Source organism: Agrobacterium sp. 719_389 (genome assembly GCF_900188475.1).
GTDB classification, from domain to species: Bacteria; Pseudomonadota; Alphaproteobacteria; order Rhizobiales; family Rhizobiaceae; genus Agrobacterium; species Agrobacterium radiobacter.
Window position 1 is genome coordinate 105,393 of sequence record NZ_FYEM01000009.1, and the last position, 19,698, is coordinate 125,090.

Annotated in this window: 17 protein-coding genes; 8 read left to right on the top strand and 9 right to left on the bottom strand. The window is 59.1% G+C overall.

From position 1 onward, the window contains the following. Positions 1 to 70: 70 nt before the first annotated feature. The gene (locus CFB10_RS17245; RefSeq protein ID WP_020009480.1) at positions 71 to 1,258 is read right to left on the bottom strand and encodes a GGDEF domain-containing protein; all 1,188 of its coding nucleotides are present in this window, start codon (positions 1,256 to 1,258) and stop codon (positions 71 to 73) included. A gap of 336 nt (positions 1,259 to 1,594) precedes the next feature. Here CFB10_RS17245 and CFB10_RS17250 point away from each other — a divergent pair, with 336 nt between their 5' ends. After that, positions 1,595 to 2,521, top strand: coding sequence for a Gfo/Idh/MocA family protein (locus CFB10_RS17250; protein ID WP_020009481.1), 927 nt, complete (start codon positions 1,595 to 1,597; stop codon positions 2,519 to 2,521). Positions 2,522 to 2,551: 30 nt separating this feature from the next. On the opposite strand, the gene CFB10_RS17255 is transcribed toward CFB10_RS17250, so the two are convergent. The 3 genes from CFB10_RS17255 to CFB10_RS17265 all read right to left on the bottom strand — a co-directional run bounded on the left by CFB10_RS17255 (position 2,552) and on the right by CFB10_RS17265 (position 5,746). Continuing rightward, a complete protein-coding gene (locus CFB10_RS17255) occupies positions 2,552 to 3,580 on the bottom strand; it encodes a sensor domain-containing diguanylate cyclase (RefSeq protein ID WP_026363458.1) in 1,029 nt (342 codons plus the stop codon). Between the two features lie 197 nt (positions 3,581 to 3,777). Continuing rightward, the gene (locus CFB10_RS17260; protein WP_003502102.1) at positions 3,778 to 4,227 is read right to left on the bottom strand and encodes a DNA polymerase III subunit chi; all 450 of its coding nucleotides are present in this window, start codon (positions 4,225 to 4,227) and stop codon (positions 3,778 to 3,780) included. A gap of 25 nt (positions 4,228 to 4,252) precedes the next feature. Then, positions 4,253 to 5,746, bottom strand: coding sequence for a leucyl aminopeptidase (locus tag CFB10_RS17265; protein ID WP_026363459.1), 1,494 nt, complete (start codon positions 5,744 to 5,746; stop codon positions 4,253 to 4,255). Positions 5,747 to 6,044: 298 nt separating this feature from the next. On the opposite strand from CFB10_RS17265, the gene CFB10_RS17270 reads away from it, so the two are divergent. From CFB10_RS17270 to CFB10_RS17300, 7 genes are all read left to right on the top strand, one after another. Continuing rightward, positions 6,045 to 7,214 carry an LptF/LptG family permease gene (locus CFB10_RS17270; protein WP_020009485.1) on the top strand — a complete coding sequence of 390 codons (1,170 nt, stop codon included), beginning with the start codon at positions 6,045 to 6,047 and terminating at the stop codon, positions 7,212 to 7,214. Next, on the top strand, positions 7,211 to 8,299 hold the full coding sequence (lptG, locus tag CFB10_RS17275; RefSeq protein WP_020009486.1) for an LPS export ABC transporter permease LptG: 1,089 nt from the start codon (positions 7,211 to 7,213) through the stop codon (positions 8,297 to 8,299). The genes CFB10_RS17270 and lptG overlap by 4 nt, the downstream gene beginning before the upstream one ends. Beyond that, the gene (locus CFB10_RS17280; protein WP_020009487.1) at positions 8,300 to 10,681 is read left to right on the top strand and encodes an LPS-assembly protein LptD; all 2,382 of its coding nucleotides are present in this window, start codon (positions 8,300 to 8,302) and stop codon (positions 10,679 to 10,681) included. 297 nt (positions 10,682 to 10,978) lie between these two features. After that, a complete protein-coding gene (locus tag CFB10_RS17285) occupies positions 10,979 to 11,926 on the top strand; it encodes a peptidylprolyl isomerase (RefSeq protein ID WP_026363460.1) in 948 nt (315 codons plus the stop codon). 26 nt (positions 11,927 to 11,952) lie between these two features. After that, entirely contained in the window at positions 11,953 to 12,975 is a 1,023-nt protein-coding gene (pdxA, locus tag CFB10_RS17290) for a 4-hydroxythreonine-4-phosphate dehydrogenase PdxA (protein WP_026363461.1), read from the top strand. Beyond that, a complete protein-coding gene (gene rsmA / locus CFB10_RS17295) occupies positions 12,975 to 13,805 on the top strand; it encodes a 16S rRNA (adenine(1518)-N(6)/adenine(1519)-N(6))-dimethyltransferase RsmA (protein ID WP_020009490.1) in 831 nt (276 codons plus the stop codon). Before pdxA ends, rsmA begins: the two co-directional genes overlap by 1 nt. A gap of 74 nt (positions 13,806 to 13,879) precedes the next feature. Beyond that, on the top strand, positions 13,880 to 14,503 hold the full coding sequence (locus CFB10_RS17300) for an alpha/beta hydrolase (protein ID WP_020009491.1): 624 nt from the start codon (positions 13,880 to 13,882) through the stop codon (positions 14,501 to 14,503). Between the two features lies 1 nt (position 14,504). On the opposite strand, the gene gmk is transcribed toward CFB10_RS17300, so the two are convergent. The 5 genes from gmk to CFB10_RS17330 form a co-directional block, all read right to left on the bottom strand. After that, positions 14,505 to 15,167, bottom strand: a complete 663-nt coding sequence (gene gmk / locus CFB10_RS17305) for a guanylate kinase (protein ID WP_026363462.1) — start codon at positions 15,165 to 15,167, stop codon at positions 14,505 to 14,507. A gap of 5 nt (positions 15,168 to 15,172) precedes the next feature. After that, positions 15,173 to 16,060, bottom strand: a complete 888-nt coding sequence (locus CFB10_RS17310; protein WP_026363463.1) for a YicC/YloC family endoribonuclease — start codon at positions 16,058 to 16,060, stop codon at positions 15,173 to 15,175. Between the two features lie 68 nt (positions 16,061 to 16,128). Beyond that, on the bottom strand, positions 16,129 to 17,349 hold the full coding sequence (gene mltG / locus CFB10_RS17315) for an endolytic transglycosylase MltG (RefSeq protein ID WP_003502086.1): 1,221 nt from the start codon (positions 17,347 to 17,349) through the stop codon (positions 16,129 to 16,131). Between the two features lie 330 nt (positions 17,350 to 17,679). Further along, complete coding sequence (fabF, locus tag CFB10_RS17325; RefSeq protein WP_026363464.1) at positions 17,680 to 18,942, bottom strand: beta-ketoacyl-ACP synthase II; 1,263 nt, start codon at positions 18,940 to 18,942, stop codon at positions 17,680 to 17,682. A gap of 246 nt (positions 18,943 to 19,188) precedes the next feature. Continuing rightward, positions 19,189 to 19,425 carry an acyl carrier protein gene (locus tag CFB10_RS17330; RefSeq protein ID WP_003502080.1) on the bottom strand — a complete coding sequence of 79 codons (237 nt, stop codon included), beginning with the start codon at positions 19,423 to 19,425 and terminating at the stop codon, positions 19,189 to 19,191. Positions 19,426 to 19,698 lie beyond the last annotated feature (273 nt).

The following is a 19,698-nucleotide window of genomic DNA, read 5'->3' on the forward strand; positions in this document are numbered from 1 at the left end:
GCACATGGCCTTCACAGATCCTGCTTCGCGCAGGACAGAACTTATCACACATCGCTCAGCCTTCAGTGTCCTATGCCGACATCGCGGCTTCGACGCCGTAAAGTTCCGCTGGGCCGGCAATCGCTCCCATATGCCCCGAGGCCAGCACCAGCCGGTCGCGGCCCTGGCGCTTCGCCTCGTAAAGCGCCATATCGGCCCGGTTGACCATCTCGTATATGATTTCCCTGCCGTCACCGGAAACTGCGACGCCGAGGCTGACGGTGACGATTTCCCGCCCGTCGGGGCGGTTGAGATGGGGTATGGCCTCGTCGATCACAGCCAATCTCAGTCTTTCACCGATGGCGAGTGCAGCGGAAACAACGCAAGTGTCGAGCAGAACCACAAATTCCTCGCCACCATAACGCGCGACGAAACTTCTGTCGCCATCGTCCCTGCGCAGGGTGCTGCGCAGCCTGCCAGCGATCCTGCGCAGGCAATCATCGCCGGCCACATGGCCCTCTGAGTCATTGTAGTTCTTGAAATAATCGACATCGAGAAGGATGAGCGCCCGCGGCCTGCCGTTGCCGTCCGAAGCCTCGCTCGCCGCCTCGTCAAAACTGCGGCGATTGCGGATGCCGGTAAGCTGGTCCGTATTGGAAAGCTGCTGAAGCTCTTGATTTGCGTTTTGAATCCGCTGCAGCAACGTCTTCTCGCGCAGCGACGCCAGATAGTCCCGTCTTTCCACCTGCTCGATACGATAGGCCGCAAACAGTGAGACGGCGCTGATTCCGACGGAACACATGATCGCGGGCAGCTTGGCCACCTCACTCGTCACGGTGACATATTCCATGCCGATCATGAAAACCGCCATGCAGCCGACCGTGCCCATGACCGCAAGCGGAAACGGTTTGCGATGTATCGTATTCATATAGAGGACGACGGTGACGATCCCCATGTAATATTCACTGGCCGATGAGGTCTGCGCATTGGCATAGATGAACATGATCGAGGCGACGACCATCATGCAGCCCAGCCCGTGAAGCACCTCATGCGCCACCGCATCCGGCCGCACACTGATCGCATAATAGCGGGCGGGAAAATAAAGAAACAGAAGCGGCGTAATGATAAACAGGCGGACTGTGAGATCCAGCCAGATGATCTCCGGCACCAGACTTATGTCCACAAACACGTATAGATTGTAGAGGGTGACGCCGAAAATCAATCCATATGTATTGAATTGCCGGCTGCTTTCGTTGACTTTCTGAACGAAGCCAGACAAACGGTCATCTCTAATTAAAACCACCATACACCTGTTATTCAAAAATACATTCAAGTGAAATATAAAATTGCTATCAATAACCATGAAATATACATGAAAAAATCAACATTAAAATCGCCGATCGACAAAAATAACACTTAAAAATTCAAAATAATATTTTTAATTCCCAAATATTACGCAATAGAAGAATAGCCGCGTCGAAAACTTGTTATGAAGTTACGGCCTGAAAAAAGACGCACCGGGCGGAAACGATCACCTTGCTCCTGCGGGCGTTTCTGCTAAAAACTTGTAAAAATCACACTTTATTCCATGCAGCACTCAAACGGGTTCCACTTCATGTCAGCCACCAAGCTTGCCATCGTCGGCGTCGGCAAAATCGTTCGTGACCAGCATCTTCCCGCCATCGCAGGTAATCCGGATTTTGAATTGATCTGCACCGCGAGCCGTCATGGCGCCGTGGACGGCGTCGCTTCCTACGGCACCATCGAGGCCATGCTGGAGGCTGTGCCTGATATCGATGCGGTATCGCTGTGCATGCCGCCTCAATATCGCTACGAGGCGGCCTATGCGGCGCTGAATGCCGGCAAGCACGTCTTCCTCGAAAAGCCACCCGGCGCCACTCTTTCGGAAGTGCAGGATCTCGTACGGCTTGCGGATTCCAAGGGCCTGTCGCTGTTTGCAAGCTGGCATTCGCGGTATGCGCCGGCGGTCGAGGCGGCGAAGGCGTTTCTGGCCTCGACGAAAATCGACAGCGTTCACGTCATCTGGAAAGAGGACGTGCGCCACTGGCACCCCAACCAGGCCTGGATCTGGCAGGCGGGCGGTCTCGGTGTGTTCGACCCCGGCATCAATGCGCTTTCGATCATCACCCACATCCTGCCGCACGCGCTGTTCCTGACCAAGGCGACGCTTGAATTCCCGGAAAACCGCGACGCCCCGATCGCGGCCGACCTGCATTTTTCCGACGTGACGAAAACGCCCGTCCATGCCGAATTCGACTGGCGTCAGACCGGCAAGCAGAGCTGGGATATCGTTGCGGAGACGGCAGCGGGACGGATGGTGCTTTCGGAAGGCGGTGCGAAGCTTTCGATCAACGGCGAGGAAAAACTCGCCCAGCCGGAGCGGGAATATCCCGCCCTTTACGAGCGTTTCTCCGAGATCATCAAGGCAGGCCGCTCCGACGTTGATCTCGCGCCGCTGACCCACGTGGCCGACGCCTTCCTGCTCGGCCGACACAAATTCGTGGATTCCTTCTACGACTGAGAAGCCGAAACGCTTCCCGAAAGCAATGCCTTACAGGGTGCGACTGACGAAACGGTCGCGCCCTGATTTTTTGGCCTGATACAGCGCGTCGTCGACGCTCTGCAGCAGCGTCGCGCGATCTGCTCCCGCCTGCGGGGCCAGTGCGCCGCCTATGCTGAGGCGGGCGCCCACCTCGTTCCCATCGACGTCGAAAGGCTTACGGAAGGCGGCAAGCAACTGGTCCGCCAATCCGTTCAGCACCTCGGAGGAGCTCGGCCGGGGCATGAAAATCGCGAATTCGTCACCGCCCATGCGCACCACGATATCCTCACTGCGGATCGCATTGCGGATGCGCCCGGCGGCCTCGATCAGAACACGATCTCCCGCCGGATGGCCGAACGTATCGTTGATGGTCTTGAAACCATCAAGATCTAGATAGAGGACACCGAAGGCCTCATCTGCACCGAGGGCCGCGCCGAGCTGGCTGTCGACAATCGCCTCCAGAGCCTTGCGATTATAAAAACCGGTCAACGGATCGGTCATCGCCGCGTCGCGCAGCTCGCGTTCGGCAAGACTCATGGTGAAGTTGGCTTTCTGGAGCCGCAAAAGCGCGGCGGCCAGCAAAGCAAAACGCCTCAAGCTATCCATTTCCGTGCGGGAAAATTTTCGCGGCACGGTATCGACCAGGCAAAAGGCGCCAATGACGAGGCCGGGCTCCAGCTCGATCGGCGCACCGGCATAGGAACGCAATCCGGGGCCGCCCTTTACATAGGGCATGAAACGGAAATCCGGATGCTCTGTCAGATCGGAAATGATCACCACATCCTGCCTGGTGATGACGCGGCTGCAGATCGACATGTCACGCGGGCATTCCGAGAGCTCCATGCCCGCCTGTTCCGCGATATGAAGCCAATCCTCGTCAACGATGTGGACGGCCGCCCGGGGCACGCCGAAAACGTCCTGTCCCAATTGCGACAGCACTTTCAGTTCCGGCATTTCGGCATTCTTGAAAGACATGATCGAGCGCACCGCAACCAGACGTTCCATTTCCCCGTCCGGCCGTGAAATTGCCTGTCCCATGCCATGCCCCCCTGCTGTTTCGTCTGCGGCGTCCGCCTCTGGTCGGAGCAAGCAACCCGCGCCGAGAAAGCCGACATCTGTTTCGGGGCTTTCCTCTCCGCGCATAATGCAAAAACCGGCAATTGACGCCACATGCGAAATTTTGCCGGTCTGTTTGCGTATGGAACCAATCGTGGGGTTACAAACCTGCTGTGCGATCAGGCCTTCTTCTGCCAGCGGCCTTCAGGGGACTGCTGCCAGTAAGTCAGAGAATGCCCCTCTGTTTTCAGCCTTTTCCAATGATTTCGCGCCATTTCAAGCTGGTAGGCATCGTATCCGTCGAACATGAACACGATACGCTCATAGGCTTCCACCGCTGGCGGCTCTGCGCCGTCAACGACAAAGCGGACACTCGCCGCATTGGCATTTTCGTCCGACGCCGTCAGGAGAATAGGCTGACTTTGCGGTGCGGGCGAAGTGTCGGTGGCGTGCGGCAGGAAGCTGTCGTCACGAAAGGTCCACAGATGCGTGTCGAGGAAATCACGGCGTTCCTCACCCGCCGTCTGGATCGCGACCTTCCAGCCGCGTTCCAGCGATTTCTCGAGCAAAGGCGGCAACGCATCCTCCAGCTTCGATTCCGTCAGATGGTAGAACAGAATTTCAGTCATCCGCAGACGTCCCGCCCCACTCGTTTCAATCTTCGTAATGGGCGCGAACGAGTTCGTTCAGCAGCCTGACGCCGTAGCCAGAGCCCCAGGACTGGTTGATCTCGGTCAGCGGCGACCCCATTGCGGTGCCGGCGATATCGAGATGCGCCCAGGATGTTTCCCCCACAAAACGCTTGAGGAACTGTGCGGCGGTGACGGAACCCGCCAGACGTCCCGAACTGTTCTTCATGTCGGCGAATTTGGAATCGATGATCTTGTCGTAATCCTTGCCAAGCGGCATGCGCCACAGTTTTTCGGCTGTCACGTCACCCGCCTGCGCAAGGCGCGCTGCAAGCTCGTCGTCATTGGAGAAAAGGCCGGCCTGCAGATTGCCGAGCGCAACCGTGATGGCGCCCGTCAGCGTGGCGAGATTGATCATGAATTTCGGGTTGAAGCGATCCTTGGTGTACCAGAGCGCATCGGCCAGAACCAGCCGGCCTTCGGCATCGGTATTGATGATCTCGATGGTCTGGCCGGACATGGAGGTCACGATATCGCCGGGGCGCTGGGCGTTACCGTCAGGCATGTTTTCCACAAGGCCGATGACGCCGATCACATTCGCCTTGGCCTTGCGGGCCGCGAGCACATGCATCAGACCGGTGACGGCCGCCGCGCCGCCCATGTCGCCCTTCATATCCTCCATATTGAGGCCGGGCTTTAGCGAAATGCCGCCGGTATCGAAAACGACGCCCTTGCCGACAAAGGCAATCGGCTCGTCCTTCTTGTTGCCGCCGTTCCACTGCATCACCGCAAGCCTCGGGGGGCGCGCCGAACCCTGCGCCACGCCGAGAAGCGCATTCATGCCAAGCTTCTTCAGCTCTTTCTCGCCGAGGACTTCCACCTCGACGCCGAGTTTGCGCAGTTCCTCCGCCTTTTCGGCGAATTCGACCGGGCCGAGAGCGTTCGGCGGCAGGTTGACGAGATCACGCGCCAGAGTAACGCCGCCCGCAACCGCTTCGGACACGGCAAAGGCCTTTTCCGCTTCCTGATGCGCAGCCGTGACAATGACGATACCGACCTTTTTCGGGGTCTTTTCGTCATCGGACTTTTTCTTGGTCTTGTAAGCATCGAAGCTGTAAGCGCGCAGCAGAACGCCAAGCGCGAAATCCGCAGCCGCCTGCCCGCCAACCTCTACGCCCGGCGCGTCCAGATAGATGACGACCTTGTCCGCCTTCTTGAAATTGGCGGCGGCGGTGCCGCCGGCGCGCAGCCAGTCATGGGCGACCAGCTTCGACGGCTTGCCCAGGCCGATGACGAGCAGCCGGTCGGCGGTGGAACCCTGCGGCGCGATCACGTCGAGCGTCGTCATAGATTTTGCGGAAAAGCCCGAGATATTCGCCGCCCTCTCGATCACGCCGCCCGGATCGGCCTCGGAAGCACCGGCGACGGCCTGCGCCTCACCCGAGGCCTGCAGCACAACGGCCAGGGCATTTTCCAGCGAGGCGGAATTGGCGAAAGATATATCGAATTTAGCGGACATGTTTTCCTGCTCTTCTTCTACGACTTGCACGATGCGCATGATCATGGCCTTTTCGGCCCCGGGCGCAACCCCGCATTCTTTAAAGGCCTACAGTCGTTAAAGGAAAGGCATTTTTGTGGAATGCGAAATCACGTCATGAAACCGACAGCTTGTTCCACAAAAAGACACAGGCGGCGGAAAAATCGTCGCGCAAAACATATTTGTGAGCATGCCGGAATAGCCAATTGCAAACGATGCGATTAGATAAGCGGAAATCCGGCGAGCGATCGCACGGAAAAACAATGTCGAACAGGGCCGTATGAAGCTTCTTGAGAACTATATCCTGCGGCGGACAACGCAGATGTTTCTGGTCGCGCTGCTGCCGGTGCTGGCCATCATCTGGACCATCCAGGTTCTCCAGAGAATCAATCTCGTGACCGATACGGGCCAGTCGATGGGTTCCTTCATGGCGCTCGCGACGATGATCCTGCCGACGCTCATTCCCGTCGTGCTGCCTTTCGCGCTTGTCATCGGCATCACCCAGATCTTCACGACGATGAACAATGATTCCGAGCTTGCCATCATCGATGCGGCCGGATCGCCGCGTTCGGTGATGTATCGCCCGGTTCTCATTCTGGCCGCCGTTCTGAGCGCGCTTTCCTTCACCATCACCAATTTCATCGAACCGCCGGCCCGCAGCTCCGCCCGGCAGATGGTGGCCGCCGCCTATGCCGACCTTCTGTCCTCGGTGATAGAGGAAAAGACCTTCCGCACCATTCAGGATGGTCTCTATGTGCAGATTGCGCAGCGGCAGGGCCGTATCCTCAGGGGCCTGTTCGTCGCTGACCGCCGCGATCCGAATTTCGATCTCATCTATTATGCCAAGGAAGGCATGATCGACGAAAGCGGCACCTCGCTCACCATGCGTGACGGCGAAGTGCAGCAGAAGACGCCCGACGGCAAGGTCTCTATCGTCAAGTTCCTGTCCTACGCCTTCGACCTTTCGACCATGTCGGAAAAGCAGGATTCGGAGCCGTCGCTCTCTCCCGGCGACGCCAGCCTCGGTTTCCTTCTCTCGCCCGACGAGAACAATGCGAGCTACAAGCGCTCACCCGAGAATTTCCGCAGCGAGTTGCACAAGCGCCTGTCGGACTGGATGTTTGCTTTTTCCTTCGCGCTGATTTCACTGGTCATCGCCGCTGACGCCCGTTCGCACCGCGAGGCCCGCATGCATCCGATGGTCGCCGCACTGGTGACGGCCTTCATACTGCGGTGGCTTGGTTTTTATGTCACCAATCAGATCAAGCAGAGCGCGGCCTTCATTCCGCTGGTCTATGCCGTGCCGGGCCTTAGCGGTGCCGCTGCCGCCTTCATTCTGCTGACCGGCCGCAAGCCGAAAATGCCGAAAGTCATCGCCGATGCGATGGGTCGTCTGCGCCGTCTCTTCTCCAGCCGGATGGCGAAAAGCTCTGGGAGCGGCAACGCATGATTTTCAACACGCTCTCCCGGTATTTCCTGAAACGATATCTGATCACCGCCATCTGGTTCGTGCTCGGCGTATCCTCGATCATTTACCTTGCCGATTTCAGCGAGACGGCACGACGCATGTCCGGCCTGCCCGGCTATTCCGTTCCGGCCGCCCTTGGCCTGACGGCGCTTCGCCTGCCGCTGATCCTGCAGCAGACCATTCCCTTCATCGCCCTCTTCGTCGGCATGACGACGCTGATCTCGCTCAACCGGCGCTACGAGCTGGTGGTGACGCGCGCTGCCGGCATTTCCGCCTGGCAATTCATCCTTCCCTTCGTGCTCGGCGCGGTTTTCATCGGCATCCTGTCCGTCATCATTCTGAACCCCATCGCGGCATGGGGCCAGAACAAGTCGCTGGCGATGGAAGCCGGTCTGCGCAATGAGGCAGGCGGCGGCCGTCAGCAGGAGATCATTCCGTGGATGCGCCAGACAAGCGGCGGCCAGGATACGATCATCGGCGCCAAGAGCTTCGAGGACAACGGAACCATGCTTCTCGATGTGGTTCTGATCCACCTCGACAAGGACGGAAACATCGTCTCCCGGCAGGATGCGAAGTCGGCTAAATTGGAAGATGGTTACTGGCTTCTTAACGGCGTTTCAGAAACGCGCGCAGGACATGTGCCAGTTCGGCAAGAGAGCACGCGGATCAGTACCAATCTGAGACGGGAATTCGTCCAGGAGCGCATGACGCAGACGGAAACCGTTGCTTTCTTTGACCTTTCTCACAAGATCGAAGTTGCAAAGTCCTTTGGACTATCTTCAAAGGCGCTTGAGACGCAGTATCATTTCCTGCTATCGACGCCCCTGCTTCTGGTTGCGATGACCTTGATCGCCGCGACCGTTTCATTAAAGTTCAGCCGCTTCGCCCAGTCGCGCTCCGTGATTCTGGGTGGAATCGTTTCCGGCTTCGTGCTTTATGTAGTAACCGTGCTCGTAAGGGCATTCGGGAGTGGTGGTGTTGTCCCTCCCACCGTCGCGGTCTGGGTTCCAGTCATCGTGGCGTTGGCTTTGGGGGCAACCATTCTGCTTCATCAGGAGGACGGCTAAGTGGCGGTATATGACCGCGGGAATATCAGGCGGCTTTGGACGGCCCTTCTGACAGGTGCCGCTGTGTGCGCGTATTTGGCATCCAGCCCGGTCGCTTTCGGCCAGGATGGTTTGCTTGCGTCGGCAAGCCAAGACGATTCGAAACTCCTGCTTACAGCAAATGAACTGACCTATAATCGCGATTCCCAGCGCGTCATCGCGAAGGGCGTCGTTCGCATGAAATATTCGGGCTACCGCATGGTGGCCCAGCAAGTGGAATATAACCAGCAGACCGGCCGCGTGATTGCCCATGGCAACATCGAGCTGATCGAGCCGGGCGGCAACAAGATCTATGCCGACGAGATGGACGTCACCGACGATTTCGGTCAGGGCTTCGTTAATGCCCTGCGCGTCGAGACCACGGACAATACCCGTATCGCGGGTGAAAGCGCCGAGCGTCTCGAAGGTGACCTGATGGTCCTCAACAACGGCGTCTACACCGCGTGTCTGCCCTGCGCCGAGCGGCCCGAAAAGGCGCCTCTGTGGCAGGTCAAGGCGGAACGCGTCGTTCAGGACGGCAAGACCCATACGATCCGGCTGGAAAAGGCCCGGCTGCAGCTTTTCGGCCATTCGATCGCCTATCTGCCTTTCCTCACGGTTCCGGACAATACGGTAAAGCGCAAATCGGGCTTCCTGTTCCCGCAGATGAGCATTACCGACAATCTCGGTTTCGGCATCGGCGTCCCCTATTTCCACGTTCTGTCCGACACCTCGGACGTGACCGTCACGCCGACCTATTATACCACACAGGGTCTGCTGCTGCAGGCGGAGCTGCGCCAGCGCTTCGAAACCGGCATGCATACGGTCACGATCGCCGGCATCAGCCAGCAGAAGTCCGATACCTTCACGGCTGGCACAAGCGACGCCCTCAACGACAATCGTGGCATGATCGCGAGCAAGGGTGATTTCTCAATCAATCCGCGCTGGGCGTTCGGCTGGGACGCCATGGTGCAGACCGACAATAACTTTTCGCGCACCTATGGGCTGAAGGGTTATAAAAACGACGTCCAGACCAACCAGATTTATCTGAACGGTACGGGTGAGCGTAACACCTTCGAAGCCCGCGGTTATTATTTCAACGTTCAGGATACGGACAATACCGAATCCAAGGAACGCAAGCAGGCCATCGTCCATCCTGTTGTCGACTATCGTTACTTCGTGCCGGATCCGGTCTATGGCGGCGAGCTTTCGCTGACCACCAACCTGACGAGCATCACGCGCCTGAAGCAGGATGCCTACGCGCTTGGCGGTTATCCGCGCTTCAGCGGGCTTGAGGGCGACTATACGCGCCTTTCCACCGAAGCCGAGTGGAAGCGTACCTTCACGACGGACAGCGGCCTGCAGATCACGCCGATTCTCGCTGCACGCGGTGACGCGCTCTGGACGGACATGTCTCCCGCGGCCTTCACTTCGGGCGGCACCTCCTATGCCTATGAGGGCATGATGAATGACGGTGCGGCTTTCCGCGGCATGGTCACCGGCGGCCTGGAAGTGCGTTATCCCTGGCTGTTCACGGCGCTCAACAGCAGCCACGTGATTGAGCCCATTGCACAGATTTTCGTGCGCCCGAACGAACAATATGCCGGCCGCCTTCCGAACGAGGACGCACAGGCGTTCGTATTCGACGCGACCAATCTGTTCGAACGCGACAAATTCTCCGGCTTCGACCGGATCGAAGGCGGCACGCGCGCCAACATCGGCTTCCGCTATAACGGCACCTTCGACAACGGCTACGGCGTTCGCGCCATTGCTGGCCAGTCTTTCCATCTGGCGGGCGACAATTCATTCGCCTCCTACGATCTCGTCAATGCAGGCGCCAATTCCGGCCTCGAATCCGACCGTTCGGATTACGTCGCCATGGCCGCATTCGATGCGCCGATCGGTCTTTCTCTGTCTTCCAGCCTGCGTCTCGACAAGGACGATCTCGACATCAACCGGTCGGAAACCGGCATCAGCTATTCGGACCGCCGCCTCACCGGCAAGCTCAGCTATACGCAGGTCAAGGCGCAGCCGAAATACGGCTATGATAAAGACCGCGATATCATCCAGGCTTCCGGTTCGCTGCGCATGGATGACAACTGGTCGCTGTTCGGTTCGATCAATTACGATCTGAACGGGAAGTTTGCCGCCGAGCGCCGCATCGGCATTGCCTATCAGGATGAATGCACGATCTTGACGGTCAGCTATTCCGACGAAGGCAATATCAATTCAAGCCGCCAGGCCGCCAATGACTGGTCAATCAATGCCCGTCTGGCCTTCCGGACGCTTGGCGATATCAGCATCGGTTCAGCAAACGATGACTGGAACGATATGGATATCGGCTGGAAGCCAAACAACTACTGAGTTTAGAGGCAGGTTACGCAGCATCGTGGCCTGCCTTTTTACCATTTGGCCAGTAAAGCCACGGTTTCGCCGCAACAACACGCCAATGTCGGCCGCGCATGGAACCTATCGGGTTTTCTTTCAACAAACCGACACATTGCCGTCTTGCGGATCGCGATGATATATACGTGGCAAATTCGCGGTGCGGATGCACAGGTGCAGGTCTGAAAAGCGGGAGAGTGCAATAATCCCCTCATCAGGCAGAACAGATTGGCGGGACGGGGCAACAGGACCCTGCCCGACGAAAGGGAGAAGGATATGATGAATTTCGGAAAGACGGCTTTGCGTGGCGCGGCTTTCGCCTTTGCGATATTCGCCGTTCCCATGGCCATTGTGCCCTATGCCGGCCAGGCCTTCGCCGACAACACCGTCAAGATTGTCGTCAACAAGACACCCATCACCAATGACGATATCGCCAAGCGCGTCGCCTTCCTGAAGCTGCAGCGCCAATCCGGTAACCTCAATGAAAAAGCGCGCGAGCAGCTTGTCGATGAGGCCCTGAAGCGCGAGGAAATCGGCCGCGTGAAAATGTCGGTCAGCACCGAGGATGTCGATGCGGCCTTCGCACGCTTTGCCGGCAACAACAAGATGTCCCCGCAGCAACTGACGAAGGTGCTGTCGCAGGCGGGTGTCGGCGCCGACCATTTCAAGTCCTTCATCGCCGTTCAGATGAGCTGGCCGCGTCTTGTCAACGCCCGTTACGGCGCCCGCGGCAAGATGTCGACGCAGGATCTCGTGACCCGCCTGAAGGAACGCGGCGATAAGCCCGTCACAACGGAATATTTCCTGCAGCAGGTCATCTTCGTTATCCCGGAATCGAAACGCAACGCCATCACCGGCAAGCGCAAGGCTGAGGCTGAAGCCTCGCGCAAGCGTTACCCCGGCTGCGACCAGGCCATGAGCTTCGCCGCGACCATGCGCGACGTGGCGATCAAGGACCTCGGCCGCATTCTGGCGCCTGAACTGCCGGAAGACTGGAAGGCTTTGGTGGAAAAGACCAAGGAAGGCGGCACCACCGGAACGCGCGTGACCGAAAAGGGCGTCGAATATCTGGCCATCTGCAAGCAGCGTCAGGTTTCCGACGACTATGCGGCGGAAATGGTGTTCAAGTCCGAAGACCTGATGAAGGCCAAGGAAGGCGAAAACCCGAACGAAAAGAAATATATGGATGAGCTGCGCAAGAAGGCGCAGATCGTCAACACCTGATGTTGATACAACAGCCGGGTCTTTCCGTGACATATGCATCCCTGCCGCTTGCCCTGACACAGGGAGATCCAGCCGGTATCGGCCCCGACATCGCCATCACCGCCTGGGCAAAGCGCCGGGAGAGCGGCGTGCCGCCCTTCATCTTCATCGGCGACCCCGATGTGGTGGCGAGCCGCGCAGCGCTGATCGGCATTCCGGTCAATATCGAGACCTGCGATGTGGAGAATGCCGTCGGCCTGTTCGAACGCGCTTTCCCCATCCTCCCGCTTCCTGTCGGCTTCGAAGTGCAGGCCGGCCAGCCGCATGTCGGAGCGGCGCACGCGACAATCAAGGCCATCGAGACCGCCGTTTCCCTGACGGCCGAGGGCAAGGCTGCAGCCGTCGTCACCAATCCGATCGCGAAATCGGTGCTTTACGAGGCGGGCTTCGGCTTCCCCGGTCATACGGAATTTCTGGCCGATCTCGCCTTGCGCCAGACCGGCGAACAGGTGACGCCTGTCATGATGATTGCCGGACCCAAGGTCCGTGTCGTCCCGGTAACGATCCACATCCCCGTAAAAGACGTGCCGGCCGCCTTGACGGAAGAGCTGATCGTCACGACCTGCCGGATCATCGATGCCGATCTCAGACAGAAATTCGGCATCGAGGCGCCACGTCTGGCGGTTGCCGGCCTCAACCCACATGCGGGCGAAGATGGCGCACTCGGCACCGAGGATCGCGATATCGTTCATCCGGCGACCATGCGGTTGCGGAAGGACGGGATCGATGCCTTCGGTCCCCTGCCCGCCGACACCATGTTCCACGATGCCGCCCGCAAGCGTTATGACGTGGCGGTGTGCATGTATCACGATCAGGCGCTGATCCCGGCCAAGGCGCTCGGCTTTGACGATTCCGTCAATGTCACGCTTGGGCTGCCCTTCATCCGCACCTCGCCGGACCATGGCACCGCCTTCGGCATTGCAGGCCAGGGCATTGCCAATGAGGCGAGCCTTGTCGCGGCGCTGAAGATGGCGGCGGAGATTTCCGCCCGCAGCCGGGTTGGCGCATAATGGCGGCCATCGACGGACTGCCGCCACTGCGCGATGTCATCCAGCGCCACGGGCTCGACGCGAAGAAATCGCTCGGTCAGAACTTCCTGTTCGACCTCAACCTCACCCAGAAGATTGCCAGAACGGCAGGGCCGCTCGACGGCGTGACGGTGATCGAGGTCGGTCCCGGTCCCGGCGGCCTCACCCGCGCCATTCTCTCGCTCGGGGCGAAAAAGGTCATCGCCGTCGAACGCGACAGCCGCTGCCTGCCGGCGCTGGCGGAAATCGAGGCGCACTATCCCGGACGGCTCGAGGTCATCGAGGGCGACGCCCTCCAGACCGATTTCGAGGCTTTGGTTCCCTTCGGCGAACCGGTGCGCATCATCGCCAACCTGCCCTACAATGTCGGCACGCAATTGCTGGTCAACTGGCTTTTGCCGAAACAATGGCCACCCTTCTGGCTTTCCATGACGCTGATGTTCCAGAAGGAAGTCGGCCAGCGCATCGTGGCTGAAGAAGGCGACAATCATTACGGGCGTCTGGGCGTTCTCGCCGGCTGGCGCACGGTCGCGGAGATGGCCTTCGACGTCCCGCCACAGGCCTTCAGCCCGCCGCCAAAAGTGACCTCCACCGTCGTGCACCTGCTGCCGAAGGACAAGCCATTGCCCTGCGATGTTGCCAAGCTTGAAAAAGTCACCGAAGCCGCCTTCGGCCAGCGCCGCAAGATGCTGCGCCAGAGCGTGAAAAGCCTCGGCGGCGAAACGCTGCTGGAAAAAGCCGGTATCGACCCCACGCGGCGAGCAGAAACGCTGTCGGTGGAAGAATTCGTGGCGTTGGCGAACTGCCTGTAAATTCGCCATCTAATGCGCCGCTCCAAACGTTAGGGCACGGAATCGTGGACATCTGCGAATAGAGGAACAAGTGCATGGAGAGTGCCGGTTTTCACTACAAGCTCGACATTCCCGCCGGAACGCCCGACTGCACAATTGTCCTGCTGCATGGATCGGGACGAACGGAAGATGACCTCATTTCGTTTGGCCGCACCGTCTTTCCCAAGGGTGTCTTATACGCGCTGAGGGGCGCTGTTTCCTGGGAGAATGGCTTCGCATTTTTTCGCAGGAAACCCGACAGACAACTCGATATCGATGATCTGAGACATCAGGCTGCCAAGCTTTGCGGGTTCCTCACCTTTGTGGCTCTGCAAACGGGGCAAAAGCCCATTCTCGTTGGATATTCGAACGGCGCGATCATGGCGGCTGAAACGGTATGCCAGGATAGGCGTCTGTCGAAAGCCGCCATCCTGCTCCGCCCGTTATCTCCAAGAAAGGACCAGCCTCTTCCGAGCCTTGCAGGATATCCGGCACTGCTACTGGCCGGCGCCCGCGACGACCGGCGTCACCCCTCCGATGCGCCACATTTGGCCAGCCAATTAGCGTCAGCCGGAGCGGAGGTCGTTCTGGAGATGGTTGACACTGGTCATGGCTGGGCTGAAGACGCCGATGATGAGCGACTGTCCCGCCAATGGCTTGCGCGCGGATTTATCGCGTAGATCAGAGTTCCGGCTCTTCCTCAAGCAACGCCCGCACGAAATCGAACATGCCGTGGCGGCGGTCGCGGCGGACGCGTTCGGCCTTCACGATTGCTTCGACGGCCTCGAAGGCGGCCTGCAGGTCGTCATTGAGGATCACATAGTCATAATCGCGCCAGTGCTCGATTTCGGCACGGGAATTGAGGAGCCGGGTCTTGATCACCTCTTCGGTGTCTTCGGCGCGGCGGTGCAGGCGCGATTGAAGTTCGGTCATGGTCGGCGGCAGGATGAAGATCGAGACGACGTCCGCCTTCATCTTGTCCTGCAGCTGTTCGGCGCCCTGCCAGTCGATGTCGAACAGCATGTCGCGACCGGCAGCCATGGCATCTTCCACCGGCCCGCGCGGCGTGCCGTAGAAATTGCCGTGAACTTCGGCCCATTCCAGCAGCGCGTCGCTGTCCCGCAGACGCTCGAAATCGCGCTTGGAAATGAAATGGTAGTGGATGCCGTCAATCTCGCTCTGGCGGCGCGGGCGGGTCGTGACGCTAACGGACAGGCCGATATTCTTGTCCTTGTCGAGCAGGTTGCGGGCAATCGTGGATTTACCCGCGCCCGATGGCGAAGAAATCACCAGCATCAACCCTCGGCGGGCAATCGTGACGGGAGAATTATTCACCGGGACCATGGGGTCTACTCCAGATTTTGGACCTGTTCGCGAAACTGGTCGATCACCACTTTCAGCTCTATGCCTGCTGCGGTTACCGCACTCGCATTCGATTTGGAACAGATTGTATTCGACTCGCGGTTAAATTCCTGTGCAAGAAAATCGAGCTTGCGCCCCACAGGGCCGCCATTGGTCAGCAGTTCCCGGGAAGCCTGGACATGGGCGTGCAACCGGTCGATCTCTTCGCGCAGATCCGCCTTGGTGGCAATCAGCGCCGCCTCGGCATGCAGACGGTCGCGGTCGAGCCCGTGCAGGCCATCGCCGATAAGCGCGATCTGCTGGGCAAGTCTTGCCGCGATCTGTTCCGGCTGACGGGACGGATCATTCTCGATGATGTCCACAAGCTGCTCTATGCGGTCGATATGGCCGGACAGGATGGCGAACAGCGACGCCCCTTCCCGCTCACGCATGTCCTTCAGCTTCTCGACGGCAATCGCAAAACCGGCCAGCACATCGCTATTACGTGCGGCCTGCGCTTCCGCATCGTCTTCCGCCTCGCGAAAATCGACGAGACCTCGCAGTGTAAGCAACGTATCGAAGCTCAGCGGCTTGTCTTCAACGACATTACCAAGCTCCTTCTTAAGCGCCAGAACCGCCGCGAGCGCATCGCGGTTGATCACGGCCTCAAGCCGGTTTTCCGCAATGGCGAGCGTCAGGCCAGCCTGAATATTGCCGCGGGAAAGATGCTCGCCCGCGACTTCCCGCAAGGCGGTTTCCAGCGCTTCAAGACCGGTCGGCAGACGCAGGCGCACATCGAGCCCCTTGCCGTTCACGGACCGCAATTCCCACGCCCAGCGGTAACGGCCGGAGGTTCCTTCGCTGCGCGCAAAGCCGGTCATCGATTGCAATGTCATATCTGGAATCCCCCCCGTCATGCCTTACAAAACCGGGCCCTGTGGATCACAGGGCCCGGTCGAGATTATCAGTTGTTGGCGGGTTTTTCCGCCTCGGCCCCGCCCGGCTGGCCATCCACGACAACATCGGGATTGGCGCCGGAAGCAGCCTTCTCAGCCTCGATCTTGCGCCAGCGGCGCACATTGGCGTTATGCTCTTCCAGCGTCTTGGCAAAGACGTGGCCGCCGGTGCCATCGGCAACGAAATAAAGGTCATCCGTGCGCCAGGGATTGGCAACGGCCTCAAGCGCCGCCCGGCCCGGATTGGCGATCGGAGACGGCGGCAGGCCCTTGATGACATAGGTGTTGAACGGCGTCTGTTTCTGCAGGTCGGACTGGTAGATCGGGCGATCGGACGGTTTGCCATCGCCGCCGAACAGACCGTAGATGATCGTCGGGTCGGATTGCAGGCGCATGCCCTTCTTCAGACGGTTGTAGAAAACGGAAGCGACATGAGCGCGCTCGTCATCCTTGCCGGTTTCCTTCTCGACGATCGAGGCAAGCGTCACAAATTCCTCGATGGTCTTGATCGGCAGGTCGGGATCGCGCCGTTCCCAGATCATGTCGATCAGCTTGTCCTGCGCCGCACTCATCTGGTTGATGATTTCTTCGCGCTTGGTGCCTCGGGTAAAGCGATAGGTATCGGGGCGCAGGCTGCCTTCCGGCGGCAGGGCCGAGGGCAATTCGCCGTCCAGCACTTCGTCTGCTCCAAGGCGCGCGAACATCTGCTTCACGGTCAGGCCTTCCGGCAGCGACACGGAATAAAGGATCGACTTGCCGGACTCCAGCAACATCATGATGTCCTTCATCGAAGCGCCGGCCTTGATCTCGTATTCGCCAGCCTTCAGCGTCTGGTCCTTTTGCAGGTAGCTGCCGGTCATCAGGCGGAAGACACGGGCGTTGGAGACGACGTCGTTACGCTCGAGATTATTGGCGATCTCGATGATGCCGGCACCATTACGCACGGTGAAATGGGTGTTCGTCTGAAGCGGACCGGGCTCCTGGAACGCATTGATCATGTAATAGAAAGCGGCAATGGCCAGGACACAGACAGCGACTGCAAGCGTCATCAGAAAATTCAGAAAGATTACAAGCTGGCCATGGGCCTTGCGGGAGCGCTTGGGCGGCGCGGGTACTTTTTCCGGCCGCAAGGCTTCCGTCGGGGATTTCGGAATGATCGGGCCGCGATTGCCTTCGCCCGCGCCGTTCTGTCCGTATGGTCCCTGGCTGTTCTGGTTCGTGTCGCTCACCGTCGGTCCTTTTCAGTTCGGCGTTGTCAGCGCTTTTTGCGCAGGTAATGCGGCAAAAACAGGTTCGGAATGTCTTCCTGCACCACATGGAGATATCGTGAAGCATATCTTTCCGCTTCACGAACATCGTTTCGGACAAAGCCGATGGAGGAAGCAGCCTGCGGCCGGAAATCACCCCGAACCGGCAAACGCCTCCCATAAACGACTACAATATCGGCGCGAAAACCGGAATGGCTTTCGCAAGCCGCAATGCGTTCTTCAAAGGAAAGAACGGCCTTTGTCAGCACCCGGTGGGAGGGCGCCAGCGCGGCGGCAGAGCCGCCGCCGCGATTATGCCTCGTAACGACGCAGCACGAGGGAAGCGTTGGTGCCGCCGAAACCGAAGGAGTTCGAAAGCGCCACGTTGACCTGCCGCTTGCGCGCCTTGTGCGGCACCAGGTCGATCTTCGTCTCGACATCGGGATTGTCGAGGTTGAGCGTCGGCGGAACGATGTTGTCGCGGATCGCAAGCGTGGCGAAGATCGCCTCGATAGCGCCCGCCGCACCAAGAAGATGGCCGGTGGCCGACTTGGTGGAAGACATCGAAATCTTCGCGGCCGATTCGCCGACCAGGCGCTCGACCGCGCCAAGCTCGATCGTATCCGCCATGGTGGAAGTACCATGGGCGTTGATGTAATCGATATCATCCGGCGTCAGGCCGGCGCGCTTCAGCGCCATCGACATGCAGCGATAGGCGCCTTCACCATCCTCGGACGGAGCGGTGATGTGATAGGCATCACCGGAAAGGCCGTAACCGACGACTTCGGCATAAATCTTCGCGCCGCGCGCCTTGGCGTGCTCCAGCTCTTCCAGAACGACGATGCCCGCACCTTCACCCATGACGAAACCATCGCGGTCACGGTCATAGGGGCGAGAGGCCTTCTGCGGATCGTCATTATGCTGGGTCGAAAGCGCCTTGCAGGCGGCGAAGCCGGCAAGCGCGATGCGGCAGACCGGCGATTCAGCGCCACCGGCAACCATGACATCGGCGTCACCGAACGCGATCAGACGGGCGGCATCGCCAATGGCGTGCGCGCCGGTCGAGCAGGCCGTGACCACCGCATGGTTCGGTCCGCGCAGCTTGTGGCGAATGGAAACCTGGCCGGATACGAGGTTGATCAGACGGCCGGGAATGAAGAATGGAGAAATGCGCCGCGGACCCTTGTCTCGCAGGGTATAGCCCGCCTCGACAATACCTTCCAGGCCGCCGATGCCGGAGCCGATCATGACGCCGGTGGCGATCTGGTCCTCGTCCGTTTCCGGGTGCCAGTCCGCGTCGGCAAGCGCCATGTCGGCGGCAGCCATGCCGTACAGGATGAAAGGATCGATCTTGCGCTGTTCCTTGGGTTCCATCCAGTCATCGGCATTGAAGGTGCCGTTGGAACCATCGCCGACGGGAATGCGGCAGGCGATCTTTGCGGGCAAGTCTTCGACTTCGAATTCAGTCACGAGACGGGCGCCGTTCTGGCCGGCCAAAAGCCGCTCCCAGGTCACTTCCGTCCCACATCCAAGAGGAGATACCATGCCGGTACCGGTGATAACGACACGCCTCATCGCCAACGCTCCGCCCTTATCCAAATCATCGGTCTTCATGCAACGCCGGACATCAGGGATGTCCATTCGATGTTGCAGTATTTCAAATGTCCGCATGATGGCTGCGGGCGCTGTTTCCGGCCCGTGATCTCATGCATCGCCCGGAACACGCCCCGCCCGGGGGCATGTACCGTCCGCCTATAAAACATTGGCCCGGACGAGCCGGGCCAAGGACGGGAGGATATTGCACCTCCCCATGAAGGTCGATCAGGCCTGGGCCTTCTCGATGAACTTTACGGCGTCGCCGACGGTCAGGATCGAGTCAGCTGCGTCGTCGGGAATTTCGACGCCGAATTCTTCTTCGAAAGCCATGACCAGTTCAACGGTATCGAGCGAATCAGCGCCCAGATCGTCAATGAAGCTGGCGCCTTCAACAACCTTGTCGGCGTCAACGCCAAGATGATCAATTACAATTTTCTTTACGCGTTCTGCGATATCGCTCATGTCGGTTTCCTCGACCTTTATTTTGAAGGGAATGCCTTACGGCACCCTGCCCTGTTAGAAGCCCTCATGCGCCGTTCAAATCCGGCACTGCTGGCAAACCCGTTCAACCCGGTCCAAGCTAGACATCGTCACGCAAAATCGCAACGGCTTCCTGTCTCTCCGGGACGACTGTTCACAGTCTTGGCCCGCTTAACATGGTTTCAATCGGTCGAAAAGCCTGAAAACGCGCTAAGCACAGCGTGTGACAGGCTATTTCGCCGAAAACCAGTCGGC